Raw genomic sequence first — 21,358 nt, 5'->3', positions numbered from 1 at the left:
AGAGGTTTTAATTCTCTTTGAATACGGTTAACTTAGGCGCTTACTTTAAATATTCAATTATTTTCATGTTTGTAGGAAAAATAAGTCGTTATAAAATAAAAGCTCGTGTGTTAGTTCAGCGCTCTTTAGGTTGTTTTTATCTAAATTTTGTTGCCGGCTATTTAGCACCTTTTATACAATCTTTTTCTTTAGCTATTAAAAAGTATGACTCAATGATAGCTCAACCTCTGATTGTGTTTATAACCTGGCCTTTATCATTAAAACTAATGAAAATATTAAGAGTAATCAACGTTCACGATATGGCTAATTATTTAGTTTGCAACGTTGCGAGTAATTCACAAAGTGTGTTTCCCATCATGAACGATAAAGCTTTATTTGGCGTACTTGATATTGATAGGCCGCTTAATAAACGCAATAAATACTTCGATGAACTTCTATGAGGCTTATTGAATGTTTAAAAACTCATATCTAGGTAAGAAGATTTGAAAGAATTTGTTATCATTCAAGATTATTTAGTTGAACCCCATCATTTTAGCGATTGGCATGAAGATGCCGAATTAGCTGCTGATAACCTGAATAACGTATTGCATATCATATATGGTAATGCAGACGAAGATGTCGATCCCGAAAAGCTCATTGAATTGTTAAATAATGCAGTGGCATTATTAGCATCTAATGAGTACCTAACCGAATTTGAAGATGAAGATGAAATATCTAATTGGGTTGATTTGTTTTTAGCAGATCAACTTTAAATTAGAGTATTGGTGAAGTTATGCAAGAAAATGAACAAGTAAAAAATGTAGAAGAAACGGTCGTTACTGAAGCGGTTGCTGAAGCAGAAGTGGTTAACACGGAAAATGTTAATGAAGTCGCTGAAACGACTGAAACCACCGTAGAAGAAACCGTTGAAAAAATTAAAGAGACTAATGCTGTTATTGCTTATTTAGCTGAACAATTTCCAAATTGTTTTTCGGTTAAAGGTAATGCAAAACCCATCAAAATTGGTATTTTTAAAGATCTAGCTGAAGAAGTAGATAAAGAAGGCAAAGTTTCTCGTACTATTTTACGGACTGCACTCCGTAAATATACGTCAAGCTGGCGTTACCTTGATTCTATCAAAGAAGGCGCTATGCGTGTTGATATTCAAGGTAATGAAGTTGAAGCGATAGAAGCAGAACATGTTGAACATGCTAAAACGACATTAACTGAAAGCAAGAAAAAAGCAGCAGAAAAGCGTAAGCAAAATGCGCCTAAGCGTGATAAGCGTCCGCAAAATGCAGCTAACAAAGACAGAAAACCTAAGCCTGCGGCAAAACGAGCGCCAAAAGCGAAAAACGTTGAAGTTAACGTTAAAAAACAACATACGGTTGATACCGGTTTGTTTGTTGGTAAAGATGTGTTTGTCTCAATGGGCAGAGCACCAATTGGTGCTACAGTTAAAGAAATAAATAACGATGAAGTTGTAGTGGTTACTGCGACTGGTTTTACGATTAAAACTGAAAAATCTAACATCGTTAAGTAATGGAGTAGCGATTGAATGTATAAATTGAAATGCGCCTTAACCGGTATACTTGTTGGTTTATTAGCAACGCCTGTTTTGGCGTTGGATGCGAAAATTGCGTTAGAAGATTTACCTAAACTAACCCAAGAAAGTCAGCATTTATTGGCCAGTAAGCGTGTTTATAATTACTTCACTCGCTCACATTATAAACGCATTAACCCTGATGATGACTTTTCGGTAAAGGTTTTTGATCGTTATTTACGCCAGTTAGATTTTAACAAGCAATTCTTTTTGCAAAGTGACGTTGACAACTTAAAAGTACATCAAAAGCAATTCGATGATGGATTAGCCAGCGGCAAACTCAAATTCGCGTTTGATATATTTGTTTTAAACCAACAACGCCGTTATGAACGTTATCAATATGCGTTGAGCTTATTAGATAAAGAAATGGACTTTAACAAAGCTGGCGATGCTTATTATTACGATCGTGAAGACGCGCTTTGGGCTAAAGATTTAAACGAATTAAACGAATTTTGGCGTCAACGGGTTAAGTATGATGCGTTGAACTTAAAACTAACGGGCAAAAAATGGCCTGAAATTCAAGAACTGTTAGGTAAGCGTTACAACGCTGCGATTAAACGTGTTTCACAAGGTCAAAGTGAAGACGCATTCCAGTTAGTGATGAACTCTTTTGCTCGCAGCATTGAAGCGCATACTAGCTATTTGTCTCCGCGTAATGCAGACCGTTTTCAAATGGAGATGAATTTATCATTAGAAGGCATTGGTGCGGTTTTATCTATCGAAGATGACTTTACCACTATTCGCTCACTTGTGCCGGGTGGACCCGCTGATCGCTCAGAAAAGCTTAAACCTGAAGATAAAATCGTGGGTGTTGCACAAGAAGACAAAGAGTTTATTGATGTTATTGGTTGGCGTTTAGATGATGTAGTTGAACTGATTAAAGGGCCTAAGGGCACTGAAGTGAGTTTACAAATTCTAAAAGGTGATTCAGCTGATAATCAACTCAATGAAGTGCGACTTATCCGTGACAAGATAAAACTAGAAGACCGTAAAGCGATTTCTAAAGTTTATAACGCGCCAGAAGGTAAAAATAAAGATCGTAAGTTAGGTGTTATCGAAATTCCAAGTTTTTATAATAATCTAACAAACGATGTTAAAGCTGAATTAGACAAACTCAAAGAAGAGAAGGTCGAAGCGGTTATTGTTGATTTACGCGGTAATGGTGGTGGGTCTTTACCTGAATCTATCATGCTAAGTGGTTTGTTCTTTGAGTCAGGCCCTGTTGTTCAAGTTCGCAACATGACCGACAGAATTGATATTCATCGTGATTTAGATAAGAGCGTACATTATTCAGGCCCTTTAGTTGTCTTGATTGACCGATACAGCGCATCAGCTTCAGAAATTTTTGCCGCGGCTATGCAAGATTATGGTCGAGCGATTATTATTGGTGAAAATAGCTTTGGTAAAGGTACGGTTCAACAACATAAATCATTAAACAAGCGCTTTGATTTATTTGATAAGCCTTTAGGTCATATTCAATACACATTTGCTAAGTTCTATCGTATTAATGGCGGTAGCACTCAGCACAAGGGTGTACAGCCAGACATTTCATTCCCATCACCTATCGACCCAGCAGAATGGGGCGAAGCTAAAGCTGAAAATGCGTTACCGTGGGATAAAATTAAGCCTGCAACCTATGATACTTTCACTAGCTTATCCCCAATGATCACCAAGTTAGATGTTGATCACCAAGTCCGTATTAAAACGAATCCTGAGTTTGCGTATTTAGCCGAAGATATTGCTGAATATAATAAAACCAAAGACCGAAAATTTGAAACCTTGGTTGAAGCTGAAAAAGTTAAGCGTCGTGATGAAAACCAAGCAAAAAGATTAAAACGCGCTAATGAACGTTTGAAACGTTTAGGTAAAGAAGCGGTTAAAACAGTTGATGATTTACCGGAAGAATTAAGTGAACTTGATCCGCTATTAGATGAAACGGCAAATATCACTTACGACTACGCAAACCTAATTCAAAAATAAAATATCCAATTCACTTAGCCTGCTCTTTTCGAGGCAGGCTAAGTGTTTTCGTTCAATCCGTATAAATTTCCAAAACCCAAATCCAAACCAAACATTTAAAATGTTTAATGTTGTCTTCACGGCGTTTAATTTTTAGTGTATTTATATAGCCAAGTGACTTCACAATTCAGAACGAATTTATTGTCGTCTCTTGAATTCAAGCGGGTTGTCAATAAAGACTCGCTCGCTTTTTGGTTTTATCATGCCTTGGTAAAATCGGCTTGGGTCTAATTAGCTTACTGTAAAAATAATAAAAACAAAGGTTATTGCTTCTTATGGACGTTTCACAAAATACCTCAAATTCACTTTGGTCTAACCGTTTAGCTTATATTCTTGCTGCAACCGGCGCGGCGGTTGGCTTGGGTAATATTTGGAAGTTTCCTTATATTATGGGTGATAACGGGGGCGGTGCGTTTGTATTGGTCTACCTCCTGTGTATCTTACTGATTGGTCTTCCCGTCATGATGGCTGAAGTGATGATCGGTAAAGCCGGTCGAAAGAGCCCCAGTAATTCCGTTCTTACGTTAATTAACCAAGTCAAAGCCTCTAAATACTGGGCGATCACTGGGTGGATAGGTGTTATCGCCGGTTTTACGATACTGTCGTTTTATGCCGTGATTGCAGGCTGGGCCTCTGCTTACGTTTTCAAAGCCGGCGGCGGAGATTTTGTAGATAAAACACCAACACAAATCGGTGAGATATTTAATACATTTATCACAAACCCGATGGAGTTGATGTTGTGGTCGGGGCTTATTTTAGCCATGACTGGATTTGTGGTTGCGCGTGGTATTCAAAAAGGGTTAGAAAAAGCCGTTTCTTATGCGATGCCAGCGATGTGTGTATTGCTGCTTATTATCGCTGGTTATGCTGCTGTGTATGGTGATTTTATTAGCGCTTTTAAGTTTATGTTTCAACCTGATTTTTCTAAACTGACAATAAGTGGTGTATTAGAAGCACTTGGCCATGCTTTTTTTACGTTGAGTTTAGCGTCGGGCGTTATGATGATGTATGGTGCTTATTTACCTAAAAATACGTCCATTCTGAAAAGTTCTATCTGGATCTCAATTGTCGATACGATTGTGGCGCTAGTTGCAGGTTTAGCTATTTTTCCGATTGTATTTGCTAATAGTATGGAAGCAGCCGCCGGACCGGGTCTTATTTTTAAAACATTACCTATTGCGTTTGGTCAAATGCCACTTGGTACTTTTTTTGGCACCTTGTTTTTTATCATGTTAGTTTTTGCTGCCTTTACATCCGCTATTGCATTGATTGAGTCTTCAGTTGCGTGGCTAGTCGAAAAAGCGGAAATAAAACGGTGGCAAGCGGCTATTATTTCAACTGTTGTTTTGTGGATCTTAGGTGTTGGAACCATATATAGTTTTGTTAGCGGCAGTTGGGCTCACTTTACAATTGATTTTATTTGGGGTGTTGAGCCTATCACTACGTCAATCTTTGATAGTTTTGATTATTTAACGTCAAAGGTAATGCTTCCAATTGGCGGCTTGTTAATTGCGTTGTTTGTTAGTTGGGGATTAAATAAAAGACTTTGCCAACAAGTGTTGCAAATGGAAGGCAGATTATTTAATGCGTGGCATTTCATCTTACGTTATATTGCACCTTATACTATTATTTATGTGTTTTTAAATTTAGTTAATGTAGTTAAATTTCAAGCGCCTAGTTTTGAACTTTCAGCTATTGTTTACTGTTGCTTTATAGCGGTAATTTCAGTTGTGGGTTTAAAATTAATACAACGAACGGCGTTTATGCACAAACAGATCCGCACGAGCTTATCGGTGTTTTTAGTACAGTTTGTATTGCCCTTTATTGCTATCAGTGCGGCTATGCTGATGATTAAACTCATTCAATTTTAAGCTTGAGCTTACAAAATGGTTAAGCTCGAGATACTGAGCTTTTCACTATGACACTAATCAACGAGTCTAATAAAACCTTACCCAGTTTAATATCGGCGCTTGTGCCGTTATTTACCCTCGTTATTTTGTTGAGTAGCTCTGTTTACCTATTCAGTGATAATTCTTCTTATGGCCCTAATCAAATAGCGCTTATTGTCAGTGCTTTTGTGGCGGCCTTAATCGCAATTAAACAAGGACTATCTTGGCGTATTATTGAAGCCTCTATGATAAAAGGCATTTCTTTATCCATGGGGGCTATTTTAATTTTACTGGCCGTTGGTGCTTTAATCGGGACTTGGAGCATATCAGGTACCGTCCCGACTTTAATTTATTACGGGCTATCATTACTGAGTGGTAATTATTTTTATGCGGCTACGTGCCTTATTTGTGCCGTGGTGGCGTTAAGTATTGGCAGTTCATGGACTGTTGCCGCGACTATCGGCGTAGCATTAATAGGGGTTGCACAGGGCCTTGGCATGAATGAAGCCATAACGGCGGGTGCCATTATATCGGGAGCTTATTTTGGTGACAAAATGTCACCTTTCTCTGACACCACCAATTTAGCCCCAGCCGTAACAGGCACTGATCTATTCTCTCATATCCGTTATATGGCTTTAACCAGCTTGCCGAGTATTATTATCACGCTAATTGTTTTTATATTTATTGGTATTTTTACAACAAGTGGCGCCGAACCGGCAAAAATTGTTGAATTAAAAAATAGTTTAAAACATCATTTTGATATAAGCCTATTAATGTTATTGCCGCTGATAATCTTGTTATTTTTAGCTTATAAAAAAATGCCTGCTTTTCCCGCCATTTTTTTAGGTGCCTTAATCGGGTTGGTTTGGGCGGTTCTATTTCAGCCAGCGGCCTTAATCAAATTAGCACAAAGTGAAGATCCGCTAATTATTTTTCAATCACTATGGGCTATCTTATTTGATGGTGTTGTTATTGATACGGGGTTGCCCGATTTAGATGATTTGCTAAGTGGAGGCGGGATGAGCAGTATGTTAAATACGATATGGTTAATTATCTCTGCCATGATATTTGGTGCGGTTATGGAAAAAGCAGGTTTTTTAGCCGCAATCATTCAAGCCATCATCGCTAAAGTCAAAACATCAGGTGGGCTTATCGCGAGCACTGTTGCTACTTGCATAGGCACAAATATGGTTACCGCTGACCAATATATTTCCATTGTCATGCCGGGGCGTATGTATAAAGAAGAATACGAAAGAAAGGGATTGGATAATCTCAATTTGTCTCGCACGATTGAAGATGCGGGGACGTTAACGTCGCCTTTAATCCCTTGGAATACTTGTGGCGCTTATATGCACAGTGTTTTACTCGTTAATCCATTTGATTATGCTCTCTATTGCTTTTTTAACTTGATAAACCCGTTACTCGCCATTATCTACGGATATATGGATTTTAAAATTCTCAAAAATAATAAATAACCTTAATTTTACCCATTCGCTTAAATTATGAATTTAAGCACAAGGATTTCGTGATGAAAACAGATAATACAGCCCCGCAAGCTAAATTTTTAACCGATTATAAGGTGCCTTCATTTTTAGTTGAAAGTGTAGATTTGACCTTTCAATTAGATGATCATAAAACCAAAGTAACAGCGGTTGTTGAGTATTATGAAAACCCCGAAGCGACGAGTAAACAACTCGTACTGGATGGTAAAAACTTAACGTTATTATCGGTTAAATTAAATGATGTATTATTAACGCCCGCACAATATGAACTGGATGATCAATCACTGACGCTTACCCCAGCACTCACCCGTTTTACGTTAACGATTGAAAATGAAGTCGATCCTGCAAACAACACGTCGCTTGAAGGTTTATATCAATCAGCCGGGGTGTTTTGTACACAATGTGAAGCCGAAGGTTTTAGAAAGATCACGTATTACCCTGATCGTCCCGATGTGTTGGCTAAATTTACAACGCATATCATCGCAGATGAAGCTCAGTACCCGTGTTTATTATCTAATGGTAATCAAATAGCTAAACAAACACTCTCGCCACAATTGACTAAAGTCACGTGGGAAGACCCTTTTCCAAAACCCGCTTATTTATTTGCTTTAGTTGCCGGTGATTTAGATGTACTTGAAGACACCTACACAACAGGCAGCGGACGTGAAATTAAATTAGCCTTATATGTTGATAAAGGTAATTTAGGGCGCGCACCGTTTGCGATTGAATCATTAAAAAAAGCCATGCAATGGGATGAAGAGCGCTTCGGTTTAGAATATGACTTAGATATCTATATGATTGTTGCGGTTGATTTTTTCAACATGGGCGCAATGGAAAATAAAGGGTTAAATGTTTTTAATTCTAAATGTGTATTAGCTGACCCGACGAGCGCTACCGATGCTGATTATCTTATGATTGAATCGATTGTCGGGCATGAATATTTTCATAACTGGACCGGTAATCGGGTGACCTGTCGCGATTGGTTCCAATTATCATTAAAAGAAGGTTTAACTGTTTTTCGTGATCAAGAGTTTAGTATGGATCTGGGGTCGCGCGGTGTTAATCGCATTCAGCAAGTTAAAGTCATGCGTAGTCATCAATTTGCTGAAGACGCAGGGCCTATGGCGCATCCTATTCGTCCAGACTCGGTTATTGAGCAAAGTAATTTTTATACGGTTACCGTTTACGATAAAGGCGCTGAAGTGATCCGTATGCTACACAGCATATTAGGCGAAGCTGGCTTTCAAAAAGGCATGAAATTGTATTTTGAACGTCACGATGGTCAAGCGGTTACCTGTGATGACTTTGTCGCGGCTATGCAAGATGCAAATACCGAACAAGTTGATTTAACGTTATTTAAACGCTGGTACAGCCAAAGTGGTACCCCACAAGTCACGGTATCTGAAAATTATAATGAAACCACAAAGCAATACACTTTAACCCTCGCGCAAGAAACCAAACCCAGCACGGTGCAACCTGAAAAGCAAGATTTACACATACCGGTTAATGTTGCTTTTTTCAATCGCAATGGCGAGCCGCTTTCTATCACTGGCGGTGCAGAACAAGTACTTAATTTAACTGAAACACAGCAAACATTCGTACTTGACGATATACAAGAACAACCGTTTGTTTCACTTTTACGTGATTTTTCGGCTCCGGTACAACTGCATTACACTTATAGTGATGACGCATTAGCTACTTTAATTAAAGCGGAAACGAGTGGTTATTCTCGTTGGGAGTTAACACAAACACTCTTTATTCAACATATTAAAGCGCGTATCGCAAACCCTGAACACCCATTCTCTTCGGTTATTAATACGGTTATAGCGACATTATTAGCGGATGAAAACCGTGATGACGAATTAGTTGCTGAAATATTAAAAGTGCCTAGTGTAGCCACGTTATTAGCTGAATATGAGCAAATTGATATTGATCTTATTATCTCAGCACGCGATGCGTTTGTTGCCTTTTTAGCCGATAGTTTAAGCCAACCGTTAGCGGATGTTGTTCAACAATTACATGCGGGATCTTACGCATTTGATGCTAATGAAATTGGCAAGCGCGCATTACGCAATACCGCCTTAAATTTATTAGCGCATCAAACAACAATGGATATAACAGGGGTGATTGAAGCGCAATTTTTGCAAGCGGACAACATGACCGATACCTTAGGTGCACTGGCGGCCGCTTCGGTTGCTAATGAAACGTTGTTTGCTAAATTGATGTCTCAATTTGAACGTCAATGGACAGGCGATAGTTTAGTGATGGACAAATGGTTAAATCTACAAGCAACACATGAATCATCACAAGCCCTTGTTAACATTAAAGCCTTAGAGCAACATAACGATTTTACCCTTAATAACCCGAATCGAGTACGGGCGTTAATTGGGGCTTTTGCAATGAATAACCCTAAAGCGTTCCACGCCAAAGATGGGTTAGGTTATCAATATTTAGCCGACAAATTAATTGAGCTTAATGCCATTAACCCACAAATTGCAGCCCGATTAATTACCCCGCTTATTCAATTTGGTAGTTTAGATCATGCACGACAAAATATGATTAAAGCCGAGTTAACGCGTATTGCAGCAACCGACAATCTATCAAATGATTTATACGAAAAAATAACGAAGGCATTAGCTTAATCATTAATTAGCGGTATCTTCAGGTGATAGCCCGGTTGCTTATTCTGGGCTAATTAACCTCGCTTTACCGCTCCTTATTTTATAATTTATACCATGAGTCAAACTTATTTTTTTTCATTAGATGTTAGCATTCAAGAGTGTGAGCAGCTTTATACGGGGTTACATCACACCGTAACGGCCACTGCTCATAATGGTTTGAGGGTGCAACTACCGTCTGCAAATTTACGTAAATTTATCAAGCCCAATGGCATAAAAGGTGTTTTTTGTATGATTGTTGATAGTCATAATAAAATACAATCTTTCCAGCAGGTAAAATAAGCGTAATCTCTATCTCTATCTCTATTTTTATTTTTATTTTTATCTTTATCTTTATCAATAAGATTTAAATCATGACCTCACGCTCTTAAAGCTAATTTATCTACCTATATGCTTTTTTGAATTAATAAATATGCGGTCTTTTTCAAAACAGCATCTAAGCTTATATTAACGTTTACTTTTTTGTGATGTTAAGCAAAAAGTATAACGAGTCTAAAAAGCAAGGTTGAAAAAATTGTATTGCTTTTTTGCAGTGACTTAAGAACATGTGAGGTATTTATGGAATCGATTCAAGTTAAAGATTATATGAAAGTTCGTCCTGTTACATTTACACCCGACATGTCAGTAGCCGTTGCTGTGGAGCTTTTAATTAAGAGTAACCAGTCAGGTGGACCGGTCTTAGGACCCGACAAAAAAGTCATTGGCTTTTTGTCTGAGCAAGATTGTATTAGTAAAATGCTTGCCTCAACCTATTACCGTGAAAATATCGCGTCGGTAGGTGAGTTTATGATCACCGATGTAAAATCGGTTAGGCCTTATGCATCTGTTATTGAATTAGCACAAGCCATGGCAAAAAACCGGCCAAGAGTTTACCCCGTAATAGATGATGATGGTGTTTTGTTAGGTTTAATATCGCGCCACGATATAATGGTCGCTATTGATCACCATTTACATGATGCTTATCACACGGTTGCTTAATTTTAAGTATAGTCTTCTCGCTCAGGTTTTATGGTTCATTGTAAGCGCTTTCTCTCGACTTTGGCTCTTGCGTCGTTCTAACACCTAAATCCATTTAGGCGGCCCCAATCACATAGTAGAGCATATGCTCATGGGGTCTCGAAGCTTGCCTGCATGGATGCAGGTAAGGGGCGAGAGCTGGACACGGTAGCTTTGACGGCTTTGCTGACATGGATGTAAGTACTTCGGTTTCGTCTGGAACTAGAAACCTGCCCCTAAAACCCGATCGCTTTGACTATAGCCTCTGAGTTAATCCCCTGAGCAATTGCCGAGTTTACTCGGCTTTTTTGTTTCTTAGTTCAGCCTAAAAACTGTTATCATATGCACTTTGTGCTCACAGTCGTCATTTAAACTTTTATCATTTTAGTTTTGGTTAGTTAAGTGAATGTGTATATTTTAGCTGTTTTATAGAGGTTTTGTCGTTTTGTCTCAGGTTCGCCCATCTTTTCCGTCTCAACTTAAGCAATGTTACCAAGCTGATTTTTTTCGTTTAAAAAGACAATATTTACATTGTTTAAAACTTGCCGAAGATAAAAAACAAGCCGCACTCGATAAGTGGCAAGCACAACTTGATACCTCTATTGCGCGCAAAGATGCACGTCGATCTGGCCTTCCCGATATCACATACCCCGAGCAATTACCCGTTAGCCAAAAACGTGACGATATTATTGCCGCGATCAAACAGCACCAAGTTGTTATTGTGGCGGGTGAAACCGGCTCGGGTAAAACCACCCAATTACCTAAAATGTGCTTAGAAGCCGGACGCGGTTTAAATGGTTTTATCGGCCATACGCAGCCTCGTCGATTAGCGGCTCGTACCGTTTGTGATCGAATAGCAGAAGAGCTCAAAACTAAAATAGGTGAAAAGGTCGGTTATAAGGTGCGGTTTAACGACCAAATGTCAGATACGGCTTACATTAAACTCATGACCGACGGTATCTTATTAACTGAAATGCAACACGATCGGTTTTTAAATCAGTACGATACGATCATCATTGATGAAGCGCATGAGCGCAGTTTAAACATTGATTTTATTTTAGGTTATTTAAAGCAACTGCTCATTAAACGACGTGATCTTAAATTAATTATTACCTCGGCCACGATCGACCCTGAGCGTTTTTCTAATCACTTTAGTGGCGCACCGATCATAGAAGTTTCAGGCCGAACCTTTCCGGTTGAAGTACGATACCAAGCCATTAATGACAGTAACGATACTGAGCGTGATCAATTGCAAGCTATTTTTGATGCGGTAGATGAACTACAAAAAGAACCGCCTGGTGATGTGCTTATTTTTATGAATGGAGAGCGAGAAATTCGCGACACTGCTGAAGCACTCGAAAAACGAAATTTGCGTCATACCGAAATATTGCCGCTTTATGCACGACTATCAGCGAATGAACAAAATCGCGTTTTTCAATCGCATACCGGTCGTCGAATTGTGTTGTCCACCAATGTTGCCGAAACATCATTAACCGTACCGGGCATTCGTTATGTTATAGACCCCGGAACCGCGCGTATATCACGCTACAGTTATCGAACCAAAGTTCAACGTTTACCTATCGAAGCGATTTCTCAAGCCAGTGCAAATCAGCGTAAAGGGCGTTGTGGACGTGTCGCTGATGGTATCTGCATTCGACTTTACAGTGAAGATGATTTTAATGGACGCCCTGAATTTACCGACCCCGAAATTCTACGTACTAATTTAGCGTCGGTTATATTACAAATGCTGGCGCTTGGCTTGGGCGACATTGAGCAGTTTCCTTTTGTTCAGCCACCTGATGGGCGCAGCATTAATGACGGGGTTAATTTACTACTTGAATTAGGTTGTGTGAGTAAAACGAAAGCCAGCCGACATAAATCAAATCAAAAAGGGCGCTCAAGTCAATTTACGCTCACGAGTATTGGTAAACAAGTATCAAGGCTACCGATTGATCCGCGTTTAGCGCGTATGCTGGTTGCAGCCGTAAACCAAAATAGTTTGTACGAAACAACGGTCATCGCGGCGGCATTAAGTATTCAAGACCCAAGAGAAAGGCCTAATGATCAGCAAAACAAAGCTGACGAAATGCATAAACGTTTTAATGCAGAAGGTTCTGATTTTTTAAGTTTTCTCAAGTTATGGGACTATTTAAAAGAAATGCAGCAGCAGCTATCGGGTAATCAGTTTAGACGCATGTGTCGCGTCGAGTTTCTTAATTACTTACGCGTGCGAGAGTGGCAAGACTTGTTTAGTCAGACCAATCAAAGTTTAAAAGATTTAAATTTAAACATGAATGATAACCCGGCCGGTGACGATGCGATCCATAAATCTTTACTACCAGGGTTGCTGAGTCATGTCGGTAATAAACATAATGAAAAAGGCTATATTGGCGCTCGAAATAGTCAATTTCATATTTTCCCAGGCTCTGCTTTATTTAAAAAACAGCCTAAATGGATCATCGCCAGTGAGTTGGTTGAAACCAGTCGTCTATATGCCCGCAATAATGCCGGAATAGAAGTCGAATGGTTGGAAGAATTTTCACAGCACCTTGTTAAATATCAATATGATGAACCTCACTGGGAGAAAAAACGCCAATCAGTTGTTGCCTTCGAAACACAAAAGCTTTATGGCTTACCTATCGTTAATCGCCGGCGTATTCAATACAGTAAAATTGATCCGGTGATCAGTCATGAATTATTTATTCGCGAAGCGCTCATCAATCGCCAGTTAAATTTTAAAGTTGATTTTATCGAGCATAATAACCAACTGATAGACGAAGTTATTGAGCTAGAAGATAAGGCACGTCGACGTGATATATTGATTGATGAAGATGATTTATTTAATTTTTATAATGAAAAAATACCGGCTGATATAGCCGATACACAACATTTTAAAAAGTGGTGGAATCAAGCCAAACGTGAGCAACCGGATTTACTTAAATTTAGTAAAGATGATTTAATGAAACATGAAGCCGATCATGTCACCGCGGCGGCTTACCCTGATCAATGGCAACAAGGTAATATTGATTTAAAACTCGATTATGTATTTGAGCCAGGTAAATCTGAAGATGGTATACACGTAAAAATACCTTTGCCCTTGTTAAATCAAATTGAAGATAAAGGGTTTGATTGGACAATTCCAGCGTATCAACATGAGTTAATTGTTGCATTAATAAAATCACTCCCTAAAGCGTTACGTCGTAACTTTGTACCCGCTCCTAATTTTGCCGATGCGTGTATGAAAGCTTTAGGTAAGCATAAAGACTTACCATTAATCGAAGCCGTCACTAAAGAGCTTTTACGTTTATCGGGTATTCGCATTCCACCCGAAAGCTGGGATATGTCGCAAATACCTGCGCATTTAGTGCCTAAATTTACGGTCGTTGATGAACACGATAAGCCCATCGCAACCGATGGTGATTTAGCAACTTTGAAGCACAAACTCCAAGGTCAGTTAAAACAAACATTAAGTAAAGTGGCTGATGATGGTATTGAGCAAAAAGGTTTAACACAATGGCCTGATATTGAGTTACCGGTTGAATACAGTAAAAAACGCGGTAATTACCAAGTTAAAGCGTATCCGGCTTTGCATGATGATAAAACGTCAGCCTCGATCAAGTTATTCGACTCGCTTGAACTGGCCAATTTTCAGCATACCGCAGGGGTTGTTAGGCTCATTTGTTTAAATATACCTTCTCCTTTATCTTATTTACGCGAAAAGTTACCCAATAAAGCCAAATTAGGTTTGTATTTTAATCCATTTGGTCAAATTAATGATTTGATCCAAGACTGCGTTGAAGCCAGTGTTGAGCAGTTTGTATTAACACAGGCGCTAAATATCCGTAATGAAGCTGATTATCTTAAATTACTCAATACGATAAAAGCGGATATTTGCGATATTGTTTTAAAGGTTGCCCAACAAGTTGAGAAAGTACTGACGACCTCACATCAAATAGCCAAACAGTTAAAAGGTAAAACTAGCTTTGAAATGATCCAAGCGCAATCAGATTTAAAAGCACAGCTCGAAACGTTAATATTTAAAGGCTTTGTGCGTTTTCATGGGGTTGATAACTTAAGTCATCTGCAGCGTTACTTAGATGCGATTGTACGCAGAATGGAAAAATTAAAATCAGATCCCGTACGCGACCGATTAAATCGCGACACGGTAGTGAACTGTGAAGAGCAAGCGCAAGTTTATCTTGAGCATTTATTTAAACCGTTACCCTCGCCAACAGAGTATCGAGAGCTTTATTATATGCTACAAGAATTGCGAGTTTCTATTTTTGCACAAAATTTAGGCACACAATATGCGATCTCACCCAAGCGCGTGACTAATTTTATAAAAGACATCAGTAAGTAATTGGTCTACGCTTTGTAGTAAGTTTATTAAATAATTTGATAAATATGGAGTGTTTAGTAGACTTCTATTTATTATAGTCAAAGCGATCGGGTTTTAGGGGAAGCCGTCAAAGCTACCGCGTCCTGCTCTCGCCCCTTACCTGCATCCATGCAGGCAAGCTTCGAGACGCCATGAGCATATGCTCTACTATGTGATTGGGGCGAGTAAGCGCTGACAATGAACCATAAAACCTGAGCGAGAAGACTATATAATTCGTTGATAATTTAGGAGGTAGTCGTGAGAGGTCATAATGATCAGCGTGCATTCTATCGCATGATGGTAAGCGCAGAATGTATTTTAACCGTACTGGATGCAGAAACACCGCAAAAATTTAATGCCATTTGTCGTGATTTAAGCGCCACAGGCATGGCGGTTGAGCTTGAAAACCCAATTGATCAAGGAACGGTCGTTCAAGTGAATATAACGTCAACGAATGCCAATATCCCGTCGCTTAATGCGAAAGGTAAGGTACTCAGAAGTACCCAAGAAGGCGAAAGCTGGACTGTAGGGATCGAAATTGTTGAAATGAATTAATATAAATCGTGTTTCAGCCCTTCCAACAAGCCACTTTTATGTTCAAATAATTTGAATGTAGAGTGGTTTTTTAACTTAAAAAGAAAAATATGTCACTAACTCAATTTTTAACAACTTTAGAAAATAATCCACTCTCACTTGATTTTGAAGACACAATGGCGGTTATTGATAACCAATATGACTTCACACCCACTCAATTCACGAACGGTGATACGGTTAATGAAGCGGGCCAAAATAATGGCTCCTGCAAAATATTTGCGTTTGCCCAATTGAATGATCTAAACCCTGAAAGCACATTAGCATTATTTGGTCGGTATTACCGCCAAGATGTACTTGAGCATCCAAATGCAAGTGATCACCAAAATATTCGTAACTTTATGATCCACGGTTGGTCGGGTATTAAATTTGAGCAAGTCGCGTTAAGCGCTAAAGTTTAAGAATAATTAAACCGTTTGCTGAACATAATCACAAAAAAGTGAATCCAAATTAACTTTTAGTGTGTTAAACCCGGCTATTTGCGCTGTCACATCGTTTAATTCAGATAGCCAAGTAGTTGGGGTTAATTGTTTGGCAAGTGCGCTAGCAACGGGTTTATGGCTTATATGCCAAGGCTCATTCGCTATTTTTAGTGTGTCTGAATAAGGGGGCAGGTAAGGAAAGCTAAATTCAAGTGTTGGTAGTGTCTTAATCATCCAATCAAATAAAGCCGAGCAAGGCCCATTCGCTTGGTATTCTTCGGGTATGAGTTGTAAATCTTGGCGTGTTATTTTTGCGGCGTCATAAACATCAATGTCGGTTCCCCAGTGATGTCTGCTGGTGCCCGGAATAGCAGAGTAATAACAAATCGCTTTTATTTTTTCAAGCTCGTTTAATTTACTCATGACGACTGGCCGACCATGAGGATCATAAACAGGTCGATTGCCGTTAAACTTCTCATTCCAAATTTTACATTGCTGCGCAAAACTGCGATAGCTACTGGCTAAACGTAAATCAAAACCGGCTTTAGCAGCTTGTTGCTGCAATAAAATAACCGCAGCTTGGCTATTTTCATGGATCCAATGATTAGGATACAGTTCAAATAGGGCCTGGTTATCTAAGCCGGTTAATCGTTTCATAACGTTACTTGGTCGCCAATAAGTTTTCTAAAATGCGCTCGTACATCGTTGTTAAGTGTTCTAAATCACTTATTTTTACACATTCATTTACTTTATGGATGGTGGCATTACACGGCCCAAGCTCTAAAACTTGCGCACCGGTTGGTGCAATAAAACGACCATCAGACGTGCCGCCTGTCGTCAATAATTGTGGCGTATAATGCACTGTATCTTCAATCGCTTTTACACTGGCTTGAACAAGATCACCCGCTGCCGTTAAAAAAGGTAAACCGTTGTATGTCCAGTCTAAATCATATTTAAAGCCATGAGCGTCTAAAATGCTTTCAACTTGTTTAACTAATTCTTCAGCTGTTACTTCTGTCGAATATCTAAAGTTAAATTGAATATGCACATCACCCGGCACCACGTTTGTGGCGCCTGTACCGCCATTAATATTTGATATTTGAAAGCTCGTTGGAGGGAAGAAATCATTACCTTCATCCCATTGCATTTGAGCTAATTCTGTTAATGCAGGGGTCGCTAAATGAATTGGGTTTTCTACAAGGTGTGGATAAGCCACATGCCCCTGAATTCCTTTAACATATAAATCACCGCTTAATGATCCACGACGGCCATTTTTAATGACATCACCAATTTTATGTGTGCTTGAAGGTTCGCCGACTAATGCCCAATCAAATTTTTCGTTACGGGCTTCAAGTGTATCAATAACACGTGTTGTGCCATTGATGAAAGGGCCTTCTTCATCACTGGTGATTAAAAAAGCAATAGAACCTTTATGATCAGGATGCTTTTCAATAAAGCGCTCAGTTGCAACAACCATCGCCGCTAAGCTCCCTTTCATATCGGCCGCACCCCGGCCATGTATATAGCCATTGATTTCAGTTGGCTCAAAAGGGGGGGTATGCCAATCTTTTACCGGACCCGAAGGCACGACATCGGTGTGACCTGCAAAACAAAATACAGGGGCTTCTGTGCCTTTTCTTACCCACATGTTGGTTGTATCTTCAAAGACCATTTGCTCGGTAGTAAAACCGATGGCCTCTAACCGAGACGACATCAATGGTTGGCATCCTTCGTCTTCTGGGGTAACCGATTTACGGCTGATAAGCTCTTTAGTTAATGCGAGAACGGCGCTTTCTTGATTTGACATATTAAAACCTTGCTTGATAGTCGTCAGCTTTAAAGCCAACAATCACTTCATTGTTTGTTTCTAATACCGGACGCTTTATTAGCGTCGGGTTTTCTAAAAATAATGATACAACATTGCCTTCATTAATTCCGTCTTTGATTTCGTCGCTGAGTTGACGATAAGTTGTGCCTCGTTTGTTTAATAACAAAGAAAGGTCAACGTGTTGTAACCAAAATTCAATTTTTTCGGCACTGAGGCCTTCGACTCTAAAATCATGAAATTTAAAATCGACATCACTGGCGGTTAACCATTTTTTTGCTTTTTTTACCGAATCACAATTTTTAATGCCATATAAAACCGTCATTTTTTACTCCGCACTTTTAAATTAAGAAGATTATCCGTTATCGCATGTACTTCATGATAAAACGGGAATATACAAGCGAGTTGCTGTGTATTCGTAATCGTTAAAAAGGAAATAATACTGGGTAGCTCTCGCTTCATACGGGCTAAATCAAATTCAAAAAGCAAATCACCTTTTTCAACTTTATCGCCGGTGCTTTTATAAAGTTTAAACCCGGTCGCCATTAAATTTTCTGTTTGTTGACCAAACTCAATATGTAATTGAATGCCTTGTTTGCTCTTTAATTTTATTTGATGGCAAGTTTGCGGCATATGAGTTAATACGCCAGCCAGCGGGCTATAAAATTTATAGCCAAAGGGCTCAAACATAACCCCCGTCCCAAAATAGCCATTAGCAACCAGAGGTCGAGGGTGTTGAGCAAGCGGTTTTACATGCGCATTGCAAGGTGCCGCGATGGCAAAACTCCCCGTTAAATCGGCTTGGCTAAAAGGGTGTATTATTTCGGTTTTATCCACACGTCAAAGCTTATTAGATAAATAATAAGCTTTATTGTACACCACTCATTCAAATAAACGTTATTAAAGCCGTAAAAACTCGCCATATTGAATAAAAATATTCTTTATATGGGTTTTCGTCAGGTTATCCCCGTGTTTTAAGGCTTTTTAAGCTTGTTTTCGTCAATATTATGGTTATGCACTGTTATTAACATAAGTTGTGGGTAAGTTTGTTAGTTAGTTACGGTTAACTTGTTATGTTATTGATTTTAAAGATTTTTATTGTTTGTTTGTTTTTTGTTCGTTTGGTTGTTTTTTGAGTTGTTTAATCTGAATGTGGATAAAACATCGGCATAAAATAGTGTATTGTGTATTCTAATTAATTAACTCAAGTATTGTATGCTTAACTCTGTGAATAACGTGTATAAAACTGATTTAAACTAAAAGTGTGATGAAAAATACCCCGATTAAATTGTTAAACTCACACGTTTATTATTGCCCTTAACAATTTGAAGCCGTTAAATAAATATAAATAGCGCCTTTTTTACTGGGTATTCACTAAGTCTTGCGTATAAATTAAGTTAATGTGGGTATTTATTCAGAGTAGATTAACTTATTCACTGTTATTAACATTGTCTGTGCATAACCTTGTTGGTTACTTTCTTTAAGCTTGTTAATTTGTTGATTTTAAAGGTTTTTATGGGTTGATTAAAAAACAGTCTATTTACTGGTTATTTCTCTATATATCCGTTTTATCGCTTTAAATTGCTATTGTTTACAGAATAAACGTGATTTTTTATTCACATTAAAAAGTAGTAAGCAATGATAAGTGCATAAACTGGGCTGTTCAATAACCTTGAAATTAACTTATTTGCCCTTATCTACATGCTAGATCTCTTAGCGTATTAAATAGCGCTAACTTTTTACTCCTATTTAAGGTTTTGTTAATGGAATTTTTGTACGAATATGGCTTGTTTTTAGCCAAAGCGATCACGTTGATCGTATCGTTAGTTGTGGTGCTTGCCATTGTTGCGGCCAACACCATGAAAGGTAAGGCGGGTAAAAAAGGTGAGTTAGTTATTACTAACTTAACTGAGCACTTTGCTGATATTAAACGTTCTATTCAAGATGAGCTGTTATCAAAAGAACAACTAAAAGCATTAGAAAAACAAGAAAAAGAAGAAGCCAAAGAGCAGGCTAAAGCCGATAAAAAAGCGGCCAAATTGGCAGCCAAAGAAGCTAAAAATAAAAAATCAGATACCGAGCAAGCTGAGCAGACTGAAAGCAGTGAACCGAAAAAACTATTCGTGGTTGATTTCAAAGGGAGTATGGATGCACACGAAGCTGAAAATTTACGAGAAGAAGTCACTGCCATTTTAGCGATTGTAGAAAAAGGCGATGAAGTCCTCGTTCGTTTAGAAAGCCCAGGCGGTGTTGTACACGGTTATGGGTTTGCTTCGTCACAGTTAGCGCGTATTCGTCAACGTGAAATTCCATTAACCATTGCGGTAGACAAAGTGGCCGCCAGTGGCGGTTATATGATGGCCTGTGTGGCGAATAAAATTGTATCGGCACCTTTTGCCATTATTGGTTCGATTGGCGTGATTGCACAAATCCCTAATTTTCATCGTTTACTTAAAAACAACAACGTTGATTTTGAACAAGTAACAGCAGGCGAATTCAAACGTACAATGACGATGTTTGGTGAAAATACCGATGCCGGTCGTGAAAAATTCAAGCAAGAATTAGAAGAGACACATACATTGTTTAAAACGCATATTAGCCAGTATCGTCCTGCATTAGACATTGAAAAAGTCGCGACAGGTGAGCACTGGTATGGCACCCAAGCGCTCGATTTAGGCTTGATTGATAGCGTTGAAACATCAGATGACTATTTACTGGCACAAAATGAAGATAAAAATATTTATCAAGTTAAATACAGTCAAAAGAAAAGTTTATCTGAAAAACTCCCCTTTGGTGCTGCAAACTTATTTGACGCCCTATTTGTTAAAGCTTGGCAACGTTTACAAAGCTTACGTCATCAGTAAACACATTGTTTAACATAGATTAAATATAACGTGAACGTTAAAATTGAAGGCCGGTATTTTACCGGCTTTTTTATGTTTAAACGGTGCTAAAATAGTGGCTTAAATCGTTATTTATTGGCTTAAGAGATAGACTCAAGTGATTTGAGTATAAAGACCGGTGCATTTTAACTATATAGGCAAATATTATGCTGAAAATTTCGAACTCAATTACACTGGCCGCTTGGGAGATCGAATTAACGGCTATTCGTTCGCAAGGCGCAGGCGGCCAAAATGTAAACAAAGTCGCTAGCGCTATTCATTTACGTTTTGATATAAACCGCTCAACGTTACCCGACTTTTATAAGCAACGTTTACTTAATCTAAAAGACAGTCGTATTACAAAAGACGGTGTTATTGTGATCAAAGCGCAAGCGTTTAGAACGCAAGAATTAAATAAAGAAGATGCACTTAACCGGCTTAGCGATTTAATAAAACAAGCGACGGTGCAAATCAAAACACGAAGACCCACTAAAGCGACTAAAGCTTCGCAGCGACGACGAGTTGACACCAAAACTCAACGTGGCAAAACAAAGCAAATGCGTGGAAAAATAAATTTTTAATTATTAAAAAATG

The 21,358-nt window shown here is 38.7% G+C and carries 18 protein-coding genes; 14 read left to right on the top strand and 4 right to left on the bottom strand.

Annotated features, from left to right (window positions below; translation table 11 throughout):
• Positions 1 to 17: 17 nt before the first annotated feature.
• The 12 genes from DPX34_RS11110 (at position 18) to DPX34_RS11055 (ending at position 16,036) form a co-directional block, all read left to right on the top strand.
• A complete protein-coding gene (locus DPX34_RS11110; protein WP_111978505.1) occupies positions 18 to 440 on the top strand; it encodes a hypothetical protein in 423 nt (140 codons plus the stop codon).
• 42 nt (positions 441 to 482) lie between these two features.
• The gene (locus DPX34_RS11105; RefSeq protein ID WP_111978504.1) at positions 483 to 752 is read left to right on the top strand and encodes a hypothetical protein; all 270 of its coding nucleotides are present in this window, start codon (positions 483 to 485) and stop codon (positions 750 to 752) included.
• 20 nt (positions 753 to 772) lie between these two features.
• Positions 773 to 1,522, top strand: a complete 750-nt coding sequence (proQ, locus tag DPX34_RS11100) for an RNA chaperone ProQ (RefSeq protein ID WP_111978503.1) — start codon at positions 773 to 775, stop codon at positions 1,520 to 1,522.
• A 15-nt stretch (positions 1,523 to 1,537) separates the two neighbouring features.
• Positions 1,538 to 3,562: a carboxy terminal-processing peptidase gene (gene prc / locus DPX34_RS11095; RefSeq protein ID WP_111978502.1), complete on the top strand. Its 2,025-nt coding sequence runs from the start codon at positions 1,538 to 1,540 to the stop codon at positions 3,560 to 3,562.
• Between the two features lie 314 nt (positions 3,563 to 3,876).
• Positions 3,877 to 5,472: a sodium-dependent transporter gene (locus DPX34_RS11090; protein WP_111978501.1), complete on the top strand. Its 1,596-nt coding sequence runs from the start codon at positions 3,877 to 3,879 to the stop codon at positions 5,470 to 5,472.
• 47 nt (positions 5,473 to 5,519) lie between these two features.
• On the top strand, positions 5,520 to 6,965 hold the full coding sequence (nhaC, locus tag DPX34_RS11085) for a Na+/H+ antiporter NhaC (protein ID WP_111978500.1): 1,446 nt from the start codon (positions 5,520 to 5,522) through the stop codon (positions 6,963 to 6,965).
• Positions 6,966 to 7,018: 53 nt separating this feature from the next.
• Positions 7,019 to 9,634 (top strand): aminopeptidase N, encoded by a 2,616-nt coding sequence (pepN, locus tag DPX34_RS11080; RefSeq protein WP_111978499.1) that lies wholly within the window; start codon positions 7,019 to 7,021, stop codon positions 9,632 to 9,634.
• Between the two features lie 93 nt (positions 9,635 to 9,727).
• On the top strand, positions 9,728 to 9,952 hold the full coding sequence (locus DPX34_RS11075) for a DUF2835 family protein (protein ID WP_111978498.1): 225 nt from the start codon (positions 9,728 to 9,730) through the stop codon (positions 9,950 to 9,952).
• Positions 9,953 to 10,228: 276 nt separating this feature from the next.
• Positions 10,229 to 10,648, top strand: a complete 420-nt coding sequence (locus tag DPX34_RS11070; RefSeq protein WP_111978497.1) for a CBS domain-containing protein — start codon at positions 10,229 to 10,231, stop codon at positions 10,646 to 10,648.
• 463 nt (positions 10,649 to 11,111) lie between these two features.
• Positions 11,112 to 15,026: an ATP-dependent RNA helicase HrpA gene (gene hrpA / locus DPX34_RS11065; protein WP_111978496.1), complete on the top strand. Its 3,915-nt coding sequence runs from the start codon at positions 11,112 to 11,114 to the stop codon at positions 15,024 to 15,026.
• A gap of 276 nt (positions 15,027 to 15,302) precedes the next feature.
• The gene (locus DPX34_RS11060) at positions 15,303 to 15,599 is read left to right on the top strand and encodes a PilZ domain-containing protein (protein ID WP_111978495.1); all 297 of its coding nucleotides are present in this window, start codon (positions 15,303 to 15,305) and stop codon (positions 15,597 to 15,599) included.
• 89 nt (positions 15,600 to 15,688) lie between these two features.
• Complete coding sequence (locus DPX34_RS11055) at positions 15,689 to 16,036, top strand: HopJ type III effector protein (protein WP_111978494.1); 348 nt, start codon at positions 15,689 to 15,691, stop codon at positions 16,034 to 16,036.
• A 6-nt stretch (positions 16,037 to 16,042) separates the two neighbouring features.
• Here DPX34_RS11055 and DPX34_RS11050 read toward each other — a convergent pair whose 3' ends face one another.
• Genes DPX34_RS11050 through DPX34_RS11035 form a run of 4 tightly spaced genes read right to left on the bottom strand, consistent with a single transcriptional unit; the run spans position 16,043 to position 18,719 of the window.
• The gene (locus DPX34_RS11050) at positions 16,043 to 16,714 is read right to left on the bottom strand and encodes a M15 family metallopeptidase (protein WP_111978493.1); all 672 of its coding nucleotides are present in this window, start codon (positions 16,712 to 16,714) and stop codon (positions 16,043 to 16,045) included.
• Between the two features lie 4 nt (positions 16,715 to 16,718).
• The gene (gene dapE / locus DPX34_RS11045) at positions 16,719 to 17,864 is read right to left on the bottom strand and encodes a succinyl-diaminopimelate desuccinylase (RefSeq protein WP_111978492.1); all 1,146 of its coding nucleotides are present in this window, start codon (positions 17,862 to 17,864) and stop codon (positions 16,719 to 16,721) included.
• Between the two features lies 1 nt (position 17,865).
• Positions 17,866 to 18,207, bottom strand: a complete 342-nt coding sequence (locus DPX34_RS11040; protein ID WP_111978491.1) for an ArsC family reductase — start codon at positions 18,205 to 18,207, stop codon at positions 17,866 to 17,868.
• Positions 18,204 to 18,719, bottom strand: a complete 516-nt coding sequence (locus DPX34_RS11035; RefSeq protein ID WP_111978490.1) for a PTS sugar transporter subunit IIA — start codon at positions 18,717 to 18,719, stop codon at positions 18,204 to 18,206. The genes DPX34_RS11040 and DPX34_RS11035 overlap by 4 nt, the downstream gene beginning before the upstream one ends.
• Positions 18,720 to 19,645: 926 nt before the next feature.
• Here DPX34_RS11035 and sohB point away from each other — a divergent pair.
• Positions 19,646 to 20,746 (top strand): protease SohB, encoded by a 1,101-nt coding sequence (gene sohB, locus DPX34_RS11030; RefSeq protein WP_111978489.1) that lies wholly within the window; start codon positions 19,646 to 19,648, stop codon positions 20,744 to 20,746.
• Between the two features lie 185 nt (positions 20,747 to 20,931).
• On the top strand, positions 20,932 to 21,345 hold the full coding sequence (arfB, locus tag DPX34_RS11025; RefSeq protein ID WP_111978488.1) for an alternative ribosome rescue aminoacyl-tRNA hydrolase ArfB: 414 nt from the start codon (positions 20,932 to 20,934) through the stop codon (positions 21,343 to 21,345).
• Positions 21,346 to 21,358 lie beyond the last annotated feature (13 nt).

Origin of the sequence: Algibacillus agarilyticus (genome assembly GCF_003286125.1) — a bacterium.
GTDB lineage: Bacteria > Pseudomonadota > Gammaproteobacteria > Enterobacterales > Alteromonadaceae > Algibacillus > Algibacillus agarilyticus.
Note: the sequence above shows the minus strand (reverse complement) of the source record. Positions and strands in the feature narration are given on the sequence as shown.